This window comes from Paraburkholderia sp. J10-1 (genome assembly GCF_905220165.1).
Classification (GTDB): Bacteria; Pseudomonadota; Gammaproteobacteria; order Burkholderiales; family Burkholderiaceae; genus Paraburkholderia.
Genome location: NZ_CAJMYW010000026.1, coordinates 26,561 through 43,145 on the forward strand (window position 1 = coordinate 26,561; position 16,585 = coordinate 43,145).

At 64.4% G+C, this 16,585-nt stretch carries 16 protein-coding genes and 1 tRNA gene; 7 read left to right on the top strand and 10 right to left on the bottom strand.

From position 1 onward, the window contains the following. Window positions 1–114: 114 nt before the first annotated feature. Window positions 115–1,032 (top strand): UDP-3-O-acyl-N-acetylglucosamine deacetylase, encoded by a 918-nt coding sequence (gene lpxC, locus U5A65_RS37610; protein WP_028207797.1) that lies wholly within the window; start codon window positions 115–117, stop codon window positions 1,030–1,032. 114 nt (window positions 1,033–1,146) lie between these two features. Here the strand turns inward: lpxC and U5A65_RS37615 are convergent, their stop codons facing one another. After that, window positions 1,147–1,620 (bottom strand): DciA family protein, encoded by a 474-nt coding sequence (locus tag U5A65_RS37615; protein WP_321916776.1) that lies wholly within the window; start codon window positions 1,618–1,620, stop codon window positions 1,147–1,149. Window positions 1,621–1,982: 362 nt separating this feature from the next. On the opposite strand from U5A65_RS37615, the gene secA reads away from it, so the two are divergent. From secA to mutT, 4 genes are all read left to right on the top strand, one after another. Continuing rightward, window positions 1,983–4,787: a preprotein translocase subunit SecA gene (gene secA, locus U5A65_RS37620; RefSeq protein ID WP_321949413.1), complete on the top strand. Its 2,805-nt coding sequence runs from the start codon at window positions 1,983–1,985 to the stop codon at window positions 4,785–4,787. A gap of 117 nt (window positions 4,788–4,904) precedes the next feature. After that, a complete protein-coding gene (argJ, locus tag U5A65_RS37625; protein ID WP_321916773.1) occupies window positions 4,905–6,146 on the top strand; it encodes a bifunctional glutamate N-acetyltransferase/amino-acid acetyltransferase ArgJ in 1,242 nt (413 codons plus the stop codon). A gap of 55 nt (window positions 6,147–6,201) precedes the next feature. Further along, window positions 6,202–7,074 (top strand): ATP-binding protein, encoded by an 873-nt coding sequence (locus U5A65_RS37630; RefSeq protein ID WP_321916772.1) that lies wholly within the window; start codon window positions 6,202–6,204, stop codon window positions 7,072–7,074. Next, complete coding sequence (gene mutT / locus U5A65_RS37635) at window positions 7,071–7,502, top strand: 8-oxo-dGTP diphosphatase MutT (protein WP_158758674.1); 432 nt, start codon at window positions 7,071–7,073, stop codon at window positions 7,500–7,502. The genes U5A65_RS37630 and mutT overlap by 4 nt, the downstream gene beginning before the upstream one ends. 83 nt (window positions 7,503–7,585) lie before the next feature. Here mutT and U5A65_RS37640 read toward each other — a convergent pair whose 3' ends face one another. From U5A65_RS37640 to U5A65_RS37680, 9 genes are all read right to left on the bottom strand, one after another. Then, a complete protein-coding gene (locus U5A65_RS37640; protein WP_028207803.1) occupies window positions 7,586–7,780 on the bottom strand; it encodes a DNA gyrase inhibitor YacG in 195 nt (64 codons plus the stop codon). An 85-nt stretch (window positions 7,781–7,865) separates the two neighbouring features. After that, window positions 7,866–8,621: a cell division protein ZapD gene (zapD, locus tag U5A65_RS37645; RefSeq protein WP_028207804.1), complete on the bottom strand. Its 756-nt coding sequence runs from the start codon at window positions 8,619–8,621 to the stop codon at window positions 7,866–7,868. A gap of 185 nt (window positions 8,622–8,806) precedes the next feature. After that, window positions 8,807–9,427, bottom strand: coding sequence for a dephospho-CoA kinase (coaE, locus tag U5A65_RS37650; protein ID WP_321939014.1), 621 nt, complete (start codon window positions 9,425–9,427; stop codon window positions 8,807–8,809). Between the two features lie 4 nt (window positions 9,428–9,431). After that, window positions 9,432–10,349, bottom strand: coding sequence for an A24 family peptidase (locus U5A65_RS37655; RefSeq protein ID WP_321949414.1), 918 nt, complete (start codon window positions 10,347–10,349; stop codon window positions 9,432–9,434). Between the two features lie 28 nt (window positions 10,350–10,377). Further along, the gene (locus U5A65_RS37660; RefSeq protein WP_321949415.1) at window positions 10,378–11,607 is read right to left on the bottom strand and encodes a type II secretion system F family protein; all 1,230 of its coding nucleotides are present in this window, start codon (window positions 11,605–11,607) and stop codon (window positions 10,378–10,380) included. Next, window positions 11,604–12,833 carry a GspE/PulE family protein gene (locus U5A65_RS37665; RefSeq protein WP_321939031.1) on the bottom strand — a complete coding sequence of 410 codons (1,230 nt, stop codon included), beginning with the start codon at window positions 12,831–12,833 and terminating at the stop codon, window positions 11,604–11,606. Before U5A65_RS37665 ends, U5A65_RS37660 begins: the two co-directional genes overlap by 4 nt. 141 nt (window positions 12,834–12,974) lie before the next feature. Next, window positions 12,975–14,294 carry an HlyC/CorC family transporter gene (locus U5A65_RS37670; protein WP_321916765.1) on the bottom strand — a complete coding sequence of 440 codons (1,320 nt, stop codon included), beginning with the start codon at window positions 14,292–14,294 and terminating at the stop codon, window positions 12,975–12,977. Window positions 14,295–14,469: 175 nt separating this feature from the next. Then, window positions 14,470–14,546, bottom strand: a tRNA-Pro gene (locus U5A65_RS37675). Window positions 14,547–14,583: 37 nt separating this feature from the next. After that, the gene (locus tag U5A65_RS37680) at window positions 14,584–15,576 is read right to left on the bottom strand and encodes a polyprenyl synthetase family protein (RefSeq protein WP_321916763.1); all 993 of its coding nucleotides are present in this window, start codon (window positions 15,574–15,576) and stop codon (window positions 14,584–14,586) included. Between the two features lie 291 nt (window positions 15,577–15,867). On the opposite strand from U5A65_RS37680, the gene rplU reads away from it, so the two are divergent. Further along, window positions 15,868–16,179, top strand: a complete 312-nt coding sequence (rplU, locus tag U5A65_RS37685) for a 50S ribosomal protein L21 (RefSeq protein WP_007180329.1) — start codon at window positions 15,868–15,870, stop codon at window positions 16,177–16,179. Between the two features lie 26 nt (window positions 16,180–16,205). Continuing rightward, on the top strand, window positions 16,206–16,469 hold the full coding sequence (gene rpmA / locus U5A65_RS37690; RefSeq protein ID WP_158758669.1) for a 50S ribosomal protein L27: 264 nt from the start codon (window positions 16,206–16,208) through the stop codon (window positions 16,467–16,469). The last annotated feature ends 116 nt before the right edge of the window (window positions 16,470–16,585 follow it).

Consider the following 16,585-nt stretch of genomic DNA (forward strand, 5'->3'; position numbering starts at 1 on the left):
TACAGGGAAACAGTTTGTCACGCCGGTGAAAACAACGGACTCGGTGCAACTGGAGTATAATTCGTGCTATGAGTTAAAAAATCCCGATTGGGATTTTCAATGAGCAAGAAGACCATGTTGAAGCAGCGAACCATCAAATCAATCGTGAAGACAGTCGGCATCGGCCTGCACTCGGGCCGCAAGGTCGACCTGACGCTCCGTCCGGCGGCGCCGAACACGGGCATCGTGTTTTCGCGCGTGGATTTGCCGACGCCGGTCGACATCCCCGCATCGGCGATGGCGATCGGCGACACTCGCCTCGCCTCGGTGCTGCAGAAAGACGGCGCACGTGTCTCGACGATCGAGCACCTGATGTCCGCCTGCGCAGGCCTTGGCATCGACAACCTCTATGTGGATGTGACCGCCGAAGAAATTCCGATCATGGACGGCAGCGCGGCTTCGTTCGTGTTCCTGATCCAGTCGGCGGGTATTGAGGAGCAGAACGCTCCGAAGAAGTTCATCAAGGTCAAGAAGCCGGTGGAGATCCGCGACGGCGACAAGTTCGCACGCCTCGAGCCTTACTTCGGCTTCAAGCTCAAGTTCACGATTGACTTCCGCCACCCGGCCGTCGACAAGACGGGGCAGGCGCTCGAAGTGGACTTCGCGAATACCTCGTACGTGCGCGAAATCGCGCGCGCCCGCACGTTCGGCTTCGCGCATGAAGTCGAGATGATGCGCGAGCTGGGCCTCGCGCGCGGCGGCAGCATGGACAACGCGATCGTGCTGGACGAGTACCGCATCCTGAACAACGACGGCCTGCGCTACGACGACGAGTTCGTGAAGCACAAGATGCTCGACGCGATCGGCGACCTTTACGTGGTCGGCCATCCGCTGCTGGCGGCATACGACGCGTACAAGTCGGGCCACGGCCTGAACAACGCGTTGCTGCGCGAGCTGCTCGCGAATGAGGACGCCTACGAGATCGTCACGTTCGACGATCCGCAAAAGGCGCCGCGCGGCTTCGGTTACGAGGCGCAGACGGCATTCGCCTGAGTTTCAGGCGCGTTTTGCCAGTAAAAAGGGCAGCTTCAAGCTGCCCTTTTTCTTTTTGTGCGCTTTGCGGTGCAGTGCCGTGAGCGCAGTTTCGTAAGATTTGCGCCCGCCGGATTAGCGCTTTTTCGTGTGGCGCGCCGCCATCTTCGCGAGGGCCGCTTGCAGCGGCGACGCTTCGAGCGTTTCGCTGAGCGCCTGGAGCGCTGCTGCGCCAGCCGGTGACATGCGCGCCTGCTTGGGCGGAGCGGGATCTTTCACGGCTTGCGGGCGCACACGGATGCGCACGGTGTTCAACGCCCAGCCGCGCGCCTGCAGGTCGGCCACGAGCCGCGGCTCCAGATGCCGCAGCCGCGCCGCGAGCGCATTGTGCGCAGTGAAAAGGGCCAGCGTGCCGTCCTTGATGAAGCCGGGTTCCACGCTCGCCGCGAGATAGTCGGGCAGCAAGGCGTTCAGGTCGCGCTGGATCGCCGCGATCTGCTCGACGCCGGCGCGCAGCGGCGCGAACGCGTCCGTGCGGCTCAGCACTTCGGCGAGCGGCTGCGGGGCGCGTGGTGCCCTGGACCTTGAAAACGGCGAGAAACGGCTCATGTGGCGTAAGGATGGGAGAGCGCAAGCGGCGTCTCGTTGCCTGCGATGCTGTCATTGTAGCCTGCGCATCGCTCATTCAAGCGCCTTCAGGCCATTCGGCCAGGGCCGCATCGCGGCCCTTCGCCGCACGGCGGGAAGGCCGTCCGTGCGGGCATCGCACGCGCCAGAGCCGTCTTCGCGCTGACACAGGCGGGTGAGAGGGCGCGTGCTAAAATGCCCGATTCGAATCCACCAATTTTGGGCTAAAGCCGCCGAGGTCCCTCCGGTCCGGATGCGTAGTGCCGACGTCGGTAGACGTTGCACGACCCGCTGAACCCACCCTCAGGAATCCCGGCCGAAGCCGCGACGCAGACACCGATCCGATGACCACCGGTTTCTTACAGAAAATCTTTGGCAGCCGCAATCAGCGCCTGATCAAGCAATATCAGAAGACGGTCGTGGCGATCAACGCGCTCGAACCGAAGATCGAGCAGTACACCGACGAGCAACTGCGCGCGAAGACGGTCGAGTTCCGCGAACGCGTGGCCAAAGGCACCTCGCTCGACGAACTGCTGCCCGAGGCGTTCGCCGTTTGCCGCGAGGCGAGCAAGCGCGTGCTGAAGATGCGCCACTTCGACGTGCAGCTGATCGGCGGCATGGTGCTGCATTACGGCAAGATCGCTGAAATGCGCACCGGCGAAGGCAAGACGCTCGTCGCCACGCTGCCCGTGTATCTGAATGCGCTGTCGGGCCGCGGCGTCCACGTGGTGACGGTGAACGACTACCTCGCCCAGCGCGACGCCGAATGGATGGCGCGCCTCTATAACTTCCTCGGTCTCTCGGTCGGCATCAACCTGTCGCAGATGGACCACGCGACGAAGCAGGAAGCTTACGCGGCGGACATCACCTACGGCACGAACAACGAGTTCGGCTTCGACTACCTGCGCGACAACATGGTCTACGAGACCGAGGCGCGCGTGCAGCGCGCGCTGAACTTCGCCGTGGTCGACGAGGTGGACTCGATCCTGATCGACGAAGCGCGTACGCCGCTCATCATCTCGGGCCAGGCCGAAGACCACACCGAACTCTACGTGCGCATGAACGCGCTGCCGCCGCTGCTCGAGCAGCAGATCGGCGAAGAGAAGGCCGACGGCACGGGCGTGGAAAAGCCGGGCGACTACACGCTCGACGAAAAGGCGCGTCAGGTCTTCCTGACCGAATCGGGCCACGAGAAGGCCGAGCGCATGCTCGCCGAGTGGGGCCTGATCGGCCAGGGCGAAAGCCTCTACGCGCCGCAGAACATCACGCTGATGCACCACGTGTACGCCGCGCTGCGCGCCCACACGCTGTTCCACAAGGACCAGCACTACGTGGTGCAGAACGGCGAAGTCATCATCGTCGACGAATTCACCGGCCGTCTCATGGCCGGCCGCCGCTGGTCGGACGGTTTGCACCAGGCCGTGGAAGCGAAGGAGCACGTGAAGATCCAGAGCGAGAACCAGACGCTCGCCTCGATCACGTTCCAGAACTACTTCCGCATGTACGCGAAGCTTTCGGGCATGACGGGTACGGCCGATACCGAAGCGTACGAATTCAACGAGATCTACGGCCTCGAAACGGTCGTGATCCCGACGAACCGCACGCCCAAGCGGATCGACAAGCAGGACCAGATCTACAAGACGGCGAAGGAGCGCTACGACGCCGTGATTCGCGACATCCGCGACTGCTACGAGCGTGGCCAGCCGGTGCTGGTCGGCACGACGTCGATCGAAAACTCCGAACTGCTTTCGAACCTGCTGACCAAGGCCGCTCTGCCGCACGAAGTGCTCAACGCGAAGCAGCACGCGCGTGAAGCCGCGATCGTTGCTGAAGCCGGCCGTCCGCAGCGCGTGACCATCGCCACCAACATGGCGGGCCGCGGTACCGACATCGTGCTCGGCGGCAACGTCGAGAAGCAGTCGGCGTTCATCGAAGCCGACGATGCCATTCCCGCCGACGAAAAGGCGCGCCGCATCCAGCAACTGAACGACGAGTGGCAGACGCTGCACGATCAGGTGAAGGCCGCTGGCGGCCTGCACATCATCGGCACCGAGCGTCACGAGTCGCGCCGGATCGACAACCAGCTGCGAGGCCGTGCGGGCCGTCAGGGCGACCCGGGTTCGTCGCGCTTCTATCTCTCGCTCGAAGACCCGCTGCTGCGCATTTTCGCGGGCGACCGCGTGCGCGCGATCATGGACCGCCTGAAGATGCCGGAAGGCGAGGCGATCGAGGCGGGCATCGTCACGCGCTCGATCGAGTCGGCTCAGCGCAAGGTCGAAGCGCGCAACTTCGACATCCGCAAGCAGCTGCTCGAATACGACGACGTGTCGAACGACCAGCGCAAGGTGATCTACCAGCAGCGCAACGAACTGCTCGAAGCGCATGACATCACCGAAACGATCGGCGCGATGCGTCATGGCGTGATCTCCGACATCGTGCGCCAGTTCGTGCCGCACGGCAGTATCGAAGAGCAGTGGGACGTGCCCGAGCTCGAAGAAGTGCTGCGCAACGAATGGCAGCTCGACCTCGCGATCCAGGAGATGATCAACGAGTCGTCGTCGATCGACGCCGATGAAATTCTCGAAGCGGTGCAGGCCGCCGGGGACGAAGCGTACGAGCAGAAGGTCGGGCTCGTGGGCCGCGAATCGTTCAGCGCGTTCGAGCGCTCGGTCATGCTGCAAACGCTCGACCGCAGCTGGCGCGAACACCTCGCGGCGCTCGACCACCTGCGCCAGGGCATCCATCTGCGCGGCTATGCGCAGAAGAACCCGAAGCAGGAGTACAAGCGCGAGGCGTTCGAATTGTTCGCCGCGATGCTCGAAGCCGTGAAGCTCGAAGTCACGCGTATCGTGATGAACGTGCAGATCCAGTCGCCGGAGCAGCTCGAACAGGCGGCCGAGCAGATCGAAGAGCAGGGCCATCACGTCGAGAACGTCGAGTTCCGCCATGCCGAATTCGCCGAAGCCGACACAGCATCGGCTCCCGCGGGTGCCGCACCGGTGGCCGCGGACGCCGCCGCCGCCATGGTGGGCGCGGCCATGAGCCATACGCCGCCGGTGGGCGGCGAGCTGCCCAAGGTGGGCCGCAACGATCCGTGCCCGTGCGGCAGCGGCAAGAAGTACAAGCAGTGTCACGGCAAGATCGCGTGACGCAGGCTTAATAGATTCCGGTGGCCCGCTCCTTCTGGCGGGCCTTGCGTTTTGAATCCCGATGCCGGCCAGGCTCCAGCGCCTTGGCCGGCATCGCCTTTTCGACAGGTCGCCACCATGGCTGTCAATTTCCCCTCGATTGATCCCGCTCAACTTCATCCGGTCGCCGGCGTGACGCTCGGCTGGGCGGAAGCCAACATCCGCAAGCCCAATCGCAAGGACGTGCTGGTGATTTCCGTCGACGAAGGCGCGAGCGTGGCCGGCGTGTTCACGCTGAACCGCTTCTGCGCCGCGCCGGTGACGGTGTGCCGCGAGCATCTCGCGAAGGTGCGCGCAGGCGGCAAGGGTATCCGCGCGCTGGTGGTGAACACCGGCAACGCGAACGCCGGCACTGGCGAGCCGGGCATGAAGCATGCGCGCGAGACCTGCGATGAACTCGCGCGCCTCGCGGGCCTCGAGTCCTCGCAGGTGCTGCCGTTCTCGACGGGCGTGATTCTCGAGCCCCTGCCCATCGACCGTCTGAAGGCGGGCCTGCCCACCGCGCTGGAGAACCGCAAGGCCGCAAACTGGTACGACGCCGCACAGGCGATCATGACGACCGACACGCTGCCGAAGGCCGTGTCGCGCCAGGTCGTGATCGACGGCCACACGATCACGTTCACGGGCATCAGCAAGGGCGCAGGCATGATCAAGCCGAACATGGCGACCATGCTCGGCTTCCTCGCCTTCGACGCGAACGTCGCGCAGCCCGTGCTCGACGAGCTCGTGAAGTACGTGGCCGACCGCTCGTTCAACTGCGTCACGATCGACGGCGATACCTCGACCAACGACTCGTTCATCATGATCGCCTCGGGCAAGTCGAGCCTGCCCGCGATCACGTCGACGGACGCGCCCGCCTACGCCGCGCTGCGCGACGCCGTGACGGCCGTCGCCCAGGAACTCTCGCAACTGATCGTGCGCGACGGCGAAGGCGCGACCAAGTTCATGACCGTGCAGGTGGAAGGCGGCAAGGACGTGGCCGAGTGCCGTCAGATCGCCTACGCAATCGGCCACTCGCCGCTCGTGAAGACGGCGTTTTACGCCTCGGACCCGAACCTCGGCCGTATCCTCGCCGCGATCGGCTACGCGGGCGTGACGGACCTCGACGTCGACAAGATCGACCTCTATCTCGACGACGTGCTCGTCGCCAAGGCGGGCGGCCGCAACCCGGCGTACCGCGAAGAGGACGGCCAGCGCGTCATGAAGAAGAGCGAGATCCTGATTCGCGTGCTGCTCGGCCGCGGCGACGCGCAGGCCACGATCTGGACCTGCGACCTCTCGCACGACTACGTGAGCATCAACGCCGACTATCGTTCATAACTGCGGTTCCTAACTGCGGTTCCTAACTGCTGCTCCTGATTCACGCCTCTATCACATGGACAAGCTCGAACAGTTTCTGACCCGCGCCGAAGCGCTGCTCGGCCGCCTCGAAGCCGTGCTGCCGCCGTCGGCACCCGATGTCGACTGGAACGCGGCTGTTGCGTTTCGCTGGCGCAAGCGCCAGGGCCGCGGCTTCCTGCAGCCGGTGCCCGCGATCTCGCTGATCTCGCTCGACGACCTGCAGAACATCGACCGACAGAAAGATCTGATCGACCGCAACACGCGCCAGTTCGTGCAGAAGAAGCCTGCGAACAACGTGCTGCTGACCGGTGCGCGCGGCACCGGCAAGTCGTCGCTGATCAAGGCCTGCCTGAACGCGTACGCGAAGGACGGCCTGCGCCTGATCGAAGTCGATAAGGACGATCTGCATGACCTCGGCGATATCGTCGATCTGATCTCGACGCGCCCCGAGCGCTTCATCGTGTTCTGCGACGACCTCTCGTTCGAGGAAGGCGAATCGGGCTACAAGGCGCTGAAGGTGGCGCTGGACGGCTCGGTGGCCGCCCAGTCGGACAACGTGCTCATATACGCGACCTCGAACCGCCGCCATCTGCTGCCCGAGTACATGAGCGACAACGAGACGTACAAGCACATGCCCGACGGCGAGATTCATCCGGGCGAAGTGGTGGAAGAGAAGATTTCGCTTTCCGAGCGCTTTGGCCTCTGGGTGAGCTTCTATCCGTTCAAGCAGGACGACTACCTGACGATCGTCGGCCACTGGCTGCGCCATTTCGGCTGCGGCGACGCCGAAGTCGAATCGGCGCGCGGCGACGCGCTCGTCTGGGCGCTGGAGCGCGGCTCGCGTTCGGGCCGCGTGGCATGGCAGTTCGCACGCGACTGGTCGGGCAAGAAGGCGCAAGAGGCATGAGCGCCGAAGGCAACGCCGCAAAGGACGCGTCCGCAAATGCACGCCCCGTGACGGAAGTCGCGGTGGGCGTGCTGGTGCAGCCCGATGGCCGCTATCTGCTCGCGCAGCGCCCCGAAGGCAAGCCGTACGCAGGCTACTGGGAGTTCCCGGGCGGCAAGCTGGAAGCCGGCGAGACGGTCGAAGCCGCGCTTGCGCGCGAACTGCACGAGGAACTGGGCATCGACGTGAAGGCGTGCCACCTGTGGCACACGCTCGAGCACGATTACCCGCACGCCTATGTGCGGCTCTTCTTCTGCAAGGTGACGGAGTGGACTGGCGAGCCGCATGGCCGCGAAGGTCAGGCGTTTGTCTGGCAGTCGTTGCCGGCGAGCGTCGAGCCGCTCTTGCCTGCGACGATTCCCGTGCTGGAGTGGCTGGCTGCCGAGTAACACGTTCCGGGCCGCTACGATGCCAAAGGCCGCTGTGCGAGATGCACAGCGGCCTTTTTCGTTTGGTGCGCGCGTCGCTTCGCTTATTGACGCGTATCCGTGGGCGGCGCGTCTTCAGGCGGCGTTTCGTCGTCGGCGCCGCCGATGCGGTACTTTTCGGCCGCCCATGCGCCGAGATCCATCTGCTTGCAGCGCTCGGAGCAGAAAGGCCGGAAGCGGTTTTCCGGTACCCAGCGGACTTCCTTGCCGCAGGTCGGACATTTGACGACAGTGGTCATGCGATAGAACTTGGGTTGCGTTGTGTCTGGCGTGGCGAGGCGTTCGGCTTCACAGGCTGATTCACAGGCTGATTCACAGGCTGATTCACAGGCTGCAGAGCGTGAGCTGGAACGGCACGTCCTGATCGACGGCGCGCGGACGCAGATCGCCATCCTGCACGGTGAAGCGCACCCACAGCATGTACTTGTTGGCGCTCGCTTCGGGAATCATGCGCAGCTCCGGCGCCACGCGCACTTGCATGAGCTGATACGCACGGCCCGACAGCATTTGCTGATAGCTGCCCTGCATGGCCATCACTTTCGACGCCTGGCCCGACTCGCGCGCAAGGCGCAGCACGATGGCGGCGGCGTCGCGCAGCGGCAGCAGCGGCGTGACCCACTTCGCGATGTCCTGGCGGCGTTGATCGGGATGCAGCTGCTGCCACGCGTAATACGACGGCAAATCGAACTTGCAGGTGCCGCCGGGAATGATCGCGCGGCTGCGGATGCTCGTGAGCCACTCGTTGTCCATCAAATGCTGGCCCGTTTTGCCTTGCATCTGCGTGAGGCCGGCCAGCGTTTGCTCGATTTCGCCCAGCACGGTTTCGAGCGCATTCTGCTCGATGCCGGGATTGCCGCGGAACGGCGCGAGCGTTTGGCGCTGCCGCTCGAGTTCCTTCATGAGATCCGACTTCAGGTCGGCACGGCCTGCGACTTCGGCGATTTCGAAGAGCGTCGTGAGCGCGACGTGATGTTCCCTCGGATCCTCCTGGGTCAGGAAAAACGTGAAGCGCTCGAACAGGTCTTCGAGGCGCAGCAGCGTTCGGATTCGCTCGTTGAAGGGATACTCGTAAAGAATCAAGCGCGCTCGCCTCGGGCGTGGTAGGTGACGGATTGCAGGACATTCTAATGCCGTGGGACTACGGTCGCAATCGCGCCGGCTCGGCCCTTTGCCGATATGTCCCGCTAATTTGCGCTGAGCATTGTCCCGCGATGCGTTTCGACTGGCGTGGCGAGCGTGAGTTTCCTGCGCGCAGGTGGCGCGCTTTAAGTTTGACTGGCCTTTGCGGCAGCGAGCTTGAGATACGTCTGATGCAATGCGTCGACGTCCTGGGCGAGTGTTTCGAGCGTGGCCCCGTTGTCGTTCACCACCACGTTGTCGGCGGCCGCGAGGCGTGCCTCGCGCGTGGCTTGCCGCGCGATGATCGCGAGCACCTGCTCGCGCGTAAAGCCATTGCGGCGCATGACACGGGAGACTTGGGTTTCCACGCTGCAGTCGACGGTAAGCACGCGATCGACACGTGTCTTCCAGGTGCCCGACTCCACGAGCAAAGGCACGACCACGATCACGTAAGGGCCGCTCGCCTCTCGCGTTTCGCGTTCTGTCTCGGAGCGGATCAGCGGGTGCGTGATGGCCTCGAGCCGCTTGCGCGCGGCTTCGTCGCCGAATACGAGTGTGCGCATGCGCGCGCGGTCCATCGAGCCGTCCGGCGCGACGAATTCAGCCCCGAATTCAGCGGCGATCTGCGCCATCGCGACGCCATGCGGCGCGGTAATGCGATGCGCGATGAGATCGGTGTCGACGATCGTCACGCCGCGCGCGGCAAAGCAATCCGCAACGGTGGACTTGCCGCTGCCGATGCCACCTGTCAATCCGACCGCGAACATTTGATCAGTTCCCCCACGCAAATACGCCATACAGCGGTGTGCCTGCAAACAATGTGATGAGCGCGCCTGCGGCCAGATACGGGCCGAACGGCAGCGGCTCCTCGTAGCGCATGCGTCCCGTCAACGTAGCGATGATGCCGATGAGCGCGCCGGCTACGGCTGCGATCACGACGATTTGCGGCAGCGCGCTCCAGCCGAGCCAGGCGCCGAGCGCGGCGAGCAGTTTGAAGTCACCGTGGCCCATGCCTTCTACGCCACGCAACAGCTTGAAGACCCAATAGACGCACCAGAGCGCCAGATAGCCCGCGACCGCGCCAATCACAGCTTCGCGCAGTGTGACGAAGGTGCCCGCAAAGTTGACCAGCAGCCCGGCCCACAACAGCGGCTGCGTGATCTCGTCGTGCAGCATCTGGTGTTCGAGGTCGATGGCGCTCGCCGCGATGAGCGCGGCGCACAGCACGAAGGCGGCGAGCGCCTTGCCCGTGGGCCCGAAGGCGAGCAACGCGCCGGCAGCGCAAGCCGCGCTCGCGATTTCGATGACCGGATAGCGCAAGCTCACGCGCGCATGACAGTGCGAGCAGCGCCCGCGCAGCGCGACCCAGCTGATCACGGGAATGTTTTCCCAGGCGCGCAAGACGTGGCCGCAGTGCGGGCACGCGCTGCGCGGGAGCCAGAGGTTGTAGCGCGCGGGCAGCCCGTCTTCTTCGAAGAGCGGGCCGGGTGTGCCGGTGGCTTCCGCCACATCGGCGCGCCACGCGCGCTCCAGCATGATCGGCAGCCGGTGAACGACTACGTTGAGAAAGCTGCCGATGACGAGCCCGAATGCGATGGTGAAGCCCATGAGCACGCCGAAGGGCAGGCCGGCGAGAGCGGCGGCGAGCGGCGTTGCGGTGTCGGGCGCGGAAAGAAGTTGGACGGGCATGGGACGGAACCGGAGTCTGGCAGCGATGCTACACCACGTTGCCCAGTTGAATGATGGGAAGATACATCGCCACGACGAGGCCGCCGACGAGCGCACCCAGCACGACGATCACGAGCGGCTCGCACAGGCTCGATACGAGCGCGATCTTTTCGTCGACCTGACGGTCGGCGAGCGAGGCCACATCGAGCAGCATGGCGTCGAGCGCGCCTGACTCTTCCGCGACCGCAACGGGCTGAACCACGTCGACCGGAAAGCATCCCGCCGCGCGCATGGCGGCGGCGAGCCGCTCGCCGTGCCGCAGACGCTCGCTGATGCCCGCGCTCGCGCGATCGAAGAATGCGTTGCCGCTCGCGTGCGCGAGCGAATCGAAGGCGTCGGCGAGCGGTGTGCCGGCGGCGAGCAGCGTACCGAGCGCACGGCTCCAGCGGGCGGCGCACAACGTGGTGAGCAGCGCGCCGCAAAGCGGGAGTTTCAGCATCGTTCGTCCGAACGCGATGCGCGCGGCTTCCGAGCGGCGCAAGCACGCTTGTAGGGCGAGCGCGCCGGTCGCGGCACCGACAGCGGCCGGCACGCTCCAACGTGCGGCACCCGCCGAGAGCCTCAGCACGAATTGCGTTGGCGCTGGCAGTGCGGCGCCGAAGCCGTCGAAGATCTGCTTGAACGTGGGCACGACCCAAACCAGCAGCGCCGCGGTAATGACGAACGCGAGCAGCAACACCGCGACGGGGTAGGTGAGCGCCGCGCGTACTTTGGCGCGCTGCGCGGCGGCGCGCTCGCGGTCGTCGGCGAGACGCCCGAGTACGGTTGCGAGCGCTCCTGAGGCTTCGCCAACGGCGACGAGCTGGCAATAGAGCGCGTTGAAGCGCGCGGGGTGCAGGGCGAGCGAGTCGGCAAAGCGCAGGCCGCCGGCGATATCACGTGCGAGTGCGGCAGCAATGCGTGGCATGCCGTGCGGCCCCGGTGACAGTGCAAGCAAGTCGAGCGCATTCGCAAGCGGCAGGCCGGCGCGCAGGAGGCTCGCGAGTTGGCGCGTAAAGCGGGTGACGTCCGCGTGGCTTGCCTTGGGCGCGCCTGCGCTCGACTTGCGCTCGATGGCGAGTACGGTGATGCGCTCGCGCTTGAGTGCGACGCGCACAGCGGCGGCGTCGAGTGCGATCATCGTGCCGCGTTTCGCGGCGCCCGATGCATCGAGACCGCGCCACGCGAAGCGCCACTCGGATGGACCGCGATGGGCGCGCGTGGTGCCCAGAGTGCTCATGACGCGTCCGTTGCGGCGAGCGCTTCGGCCAGGCTCGTGGTGCCGTCGCGCACGCGGGCGAGCGCCGCTTCGCGCAAGGTCGCCACACCGTTTCTGCGTGCTTCGCGAGCGATTTCGTGTGCACCGCGCCCGGCGACGATCAGGTCGCGTATGGCCTCTGATATCGGCAAGACTTCGTGTATGCCCACGCGGCCGCGATAGCCAATGCCGTGGCAAGCTTCGCAGCCGCGCGCAACATAAGGTTGCGCGATGTCACACTCTTGCGTGCTCAGTCCCGCCGCGACGAGCACCGCCTGCGAAGCATCGCCGCGCACGCGGCATTGCGGACACAACCGCCGCACGAGACGTTGCGCCGTGACGAGCCGCAGCGAGCCCGCCAGGTTGTACGGCTCGACACCGATGTCGACGAGCCGTGCGCAGGCCGCGCTCGCGTCGTTCGTGTGCACGGTCGAGAGTACGAGATGGCCGGTTTGCGCGGCCTTCACGGCGACGCTGGCGGTTTCTTCGTCGCGAATTTCGCCGATCATGATGACGTCCGGGTCCTGGCGCAGCAGCGCGCGTAGTGCCACCGCAAAAGTGAGCCCGGCCTTCTCGCGCACGTTGACCTGATTGATGCCCGCGAGCTGGATTTCGGCGGGGTCTTCCACCGAGCAGAGATTGCGCGCCGTGCCGTTGAGTCTCTGCAGGAAACAGTAGAGCGAGAGCGTCTTGCCGCTGCCCGTGGGGCCCGTGACGAGCACGAGACCATGCGGCGCGCTGATCGCATCGGCAAGCGTGCGCTGTTGCGCTTCGTCGAGCCCGAGTTCGGCAAGGGATAGGTCTGCGGGTAGCGCTTCGAGCCTGCGCAACACGAGCTTTTCGCCGTGAAGCGTCGGCAGCGAATTCACGCGATAGTCCTCGGCGGCTTGCGACGTCGTGGAGGCCGCGAGCCGCAGCCTGCCGTCCTGTGGAACGCGCCGCTCGGCGATGTCCATGCGTGCGAGCACCTTGATGCGTGTGACGAATGCATCGCGCAGATGCGCGGGCGGCCTCGCCAATTCATGCAGCACGCCGTCGATGCGCAGACGCACGCGCCAGCCGTGTTCCATTGGCTCGATGTGCAGATCCGAGGCGTTGCGCCGTGTGGCTTCGCGCAGCGTCTCGGAGAGCAGGCGAACGGCCGGGGCGTCGTCGAGCTGCGGTGCAGAAATAGGCGCGGGTGCGCGTGCCGTTGCCCCGCCGCCCATACCGCCTTCGGCAGGCATGGCGGCGAAAAGGCGCGCACAATAAGGAGTAGAAAGCATCGACATGCCAGCGCGAAGCCGCCTCGAACAAATGACGCCTTCATCATGGCGTGCGGCGCACTGCGCCGCCACCTGGCCGAACGGCTAACGTCCCGGAAGCAGCTTCTTCGCCTTTTGCAGCGTGCTTGGGCGTGCTTTGGCGCCTGGCTTGAAGAGCTTGACCGTGCGCACAGCCTGGTCGTCGCTGCGCAGCACTTCGAGCTTCACGTCGCCGATCTGCAGGCACACGTCGCCCTCGGGAATCTCTTCGAGCACTTCGAGAATCAGGCCGTTGAGCGTCTTGGGACCGTCGGTGGGCAGCTTGATGTGAAGCCAGCGATTGAGCTCGCGCAAAGGCATGCTGCCCGGCACGATGCATTCGCCTTCTTCGTTCCAGCCGCCGCGCCCGGTGCCGCTGCGCGGCATCGACGTGGTGAATTCGCCGATCAACTCCTCGATGATGTCCTCGGGCGTCACGAGCCCTTCCATCTCGCCGTACTCGTTCACGACGAGGGCGATGCGATGACGGCTTTCCTGGAAGTACTGAAGTTGCTGGAACCCTGGTGTGCCCGTAGGCACGAAATACGGCTCGGCGAGCAGTTCGCGCAAGGTCTCGCGCTCGAACTCCTGGTTATGCAGCGCGGCCAGCGTCTTGCGCACATGCAGCACGCCGAGTACACGGTCGATGTCGCCTTGATAGACGATCAGCTTGTTGTGATAGCAGGTCTCGAGCTGATGCAGGATATCTTCGAGAGGAGCGTCGTAGTCGAGCGCCTCGATGCGCCGGCGCGGAATCATCACGTCGTCGACGGTGATGTTCTCCAGATCGAACAGGTTCAGCAAGATGCTGCGGTGCTTGGTCGGCATGAAGCTGCCCGACTCGAGCACGATGGTGCGCAACTCCTCGGTGGAGAGCCGCTGGTCGTGTGCCTTGTGCGTATTGATGTGCAGGACGCGCAAAATGCCGTTTGCGAACATGTTGACGAACCAGATGAGCGGCTTCGTCACACGCATGAGCGGCGCGATCAACAGGCTTGCGGGCAGCGCGATTTTCTCGGGGAACGTTGCGCCCACAATCTTCGGCGTGATTTCCGCGAACACGATGATGAGAAACGCGACGATGCCCGTTGCGACCGAGAGCACGAGATTGTCGTGACCGAACGTGTGCAGTGCGATCGAAGTCGTCAGCACCGGGATGATGGTGTTGAACAGATTGTTGCCGATCAGGATGACCGAAAGCAGCAGGTCGGTGCGCGCGAGCAGCTTCTGGGTGGTCTTCGCGCCGAGCGTGCCGTGATTGGCGAGGTATTTGAGCCGATGGCGATTGAGCGCCATCATCGCCGTTTCGGAGATGGAGAAAAAGCTGGAGCAGATGAGCAGGACGAAGACGGCGCAAATCTGCGCCCATAAGGGAAGGTGGTCCACGCGTCGAGAAAATGAGGGGGGGCGGATGGGGAAACTATAACAGAGGGGTTCCGCACTTCCAGGGCCACTGGCCGATCGGACAAGGCCGTGGCCGCCGCGCCCCCGCGTGGCCCGGCGCACAGGAGGTACAGACGAAAAAAAACCGCGCATTGCATGCGCGGTTTTTTTTGAATTCTGGTCGGGGTGAGAGGATTCGAACCTCCGGCCTCTACGTCCCGAACGTAGCGCTCTACCAGGCTAAGCTACACCCCGAATTTACTGCTGGACTCCACAACCCGCTTCGTCTGTTTCAAGACTGGCGCGTCGTCGAGTAAGAACATAATTCTAGCAGGCTATCTTTGTAAATGGAAGGGGGGAACGCTGAAATCGCATCGGCGGCAGCCTGCGCCTCGGCGCGCGCGCATTGCAGCGTGTGTTCGAGCGCGCCCGAGCGGGTAATTGCCGCGAAGATTTCGTCGAAGCGCGTCGTGCCGCCTTGCTCGATCGCTTCGCGTGCAAGTGCGGCTTCCGCCGCCGTGCCGTGTTCGATCAGCCAGATGAGCGGCAGCGTGGGCTTGCCTTCGCGCAGGTCGTCGCCGGCGTTCTTGCCCATCGATTCAGGCGTGCCCGTGTAGTCGAGCCAGTCGTCCATGATCTGGAATGCCGTGCCGATGCGCCGCCCGTATTCGGCCGCGGCCTCCTCGGTGCGCGCATCCGCCCCCGAAAGCACCGCGCCAAGCTGCGCCGCGGCTTCGAAAAGCTTGGCGGTCTTGTAGCGGATCACCTGCATGTAGCGGTCGGTGTCCACGTCGGCGTCGTGCATGTTCAGGAGCTGCAGGACTTCACCCTCGGAGATGATCGTCGTGGCCGCCGAAAGAATTTCCATCACGCGCATCTTGCCGACGCCCACCATCATCTCGAACGAGCGCGAGTACAGGTAGTCGCCCACCAGCACACTGGCGGCGTTGCCGAAGAGAGCATTGGCCGTCTGGCGGCCGCGCCGCAGATCCGATTCGTCGACGACGTCGTCGTGCAGGAGCGTAGCCGTGTGAATGAACTCGACGACCGCCGCGAGCACGTGACGCTGCGTGCCGACGTCGCCGAGCGCGCCGGCCACCATCAGCAGGAGCGCCGGACGCAGCCGCTTGCCGCCCGCGCCGATGATGTACTCGGAGATCTGGTTGATCAGCATCACCTCGGACGCCAGGCTTTGCCGGATGACACGATTCACCTGCTCCATGTCACTGGCGATGGGGGCGAGCAGGGTGGCTGCGCTGGGGGATGGGGTGGCGGTGGACGACATGATGGCAAATATGGGTAGTGCCGCGGATTATAAGGCGAATCGACGGCATGCCGGACGCTCCGCTGCCGTCCGGCTGATGGCTCCCTCTATTTTTACGCGGCCCGGGCGGGCGCATGGATGTTGGCGCTATGCCGATCGGACAGCCGCGGACCTGTCTGGCGATCCCCAGGCGCCCTCGCGCATCAGCACAACGGACTTGCATGTCTTTTGACCGCGTAGCTAACTCTATGTATAATCTAAGGTTTCGGGCGCGCAGTGTGCCTGAAAAGATTACTCAGAGTGAGGTTCTCAATGTACGCGGTCATAAAAACCGGCGGCAAGCAATACAAAGTTGCCGTTGGCGAAAAACTTAAAGTAGAACAGATACCGGCTGACATTGACGCAGAAATCACGCTCGACCAGGTTCTCGCAGTGGGCGAAGGCGAATCGATTAAGTTCGGTACGCCGCTGGTCAGTGGGGCTTCCGTCAAGGCCACCGTTGTGTCGCAAGGCCGACACGCCAAAGTGACCATCTTCAAGATGCGTCGCCGGAAGCACTACCAGAAGCATGGCGGCCACCGCCAGAACTACACCGAACTGCGCATCGACGCGATCAACGCGTAAGCGCACGCAGGTAAAGGAGCAAACAAATGGCACACAAAAAGGCAGGCGGGTCGTCACGTAACGGCCGCGACTCAGAGTCGAAACGACTTGGCGTGAAGGTGTTCGGCGGCCAGGCTATCCTCGCAGGCGGCATCATCGTTCGCCAGCGCGGTACGCGTATGCACCCGGGCCTGAACGTCGGCATCGGCAAGGACCACACGCTCTACGCGCTGGTCGACGGCCACGTCTCGTTCTCGATCAAGGGCGCAGCCAACAAGCAACAGGTCAACGTCGTCCCGGCAGCGGCCTAAGCTTTAGACCGCTCGCGAGCGGGCTACACGCGACGCTAAGAAGGCCCCGCGAAGTTTGCGGGGCCTTTTTGTTTATCTGCAGTCTTTCGGGGTCGTAGTGGGCTTCCGTCTGGCTT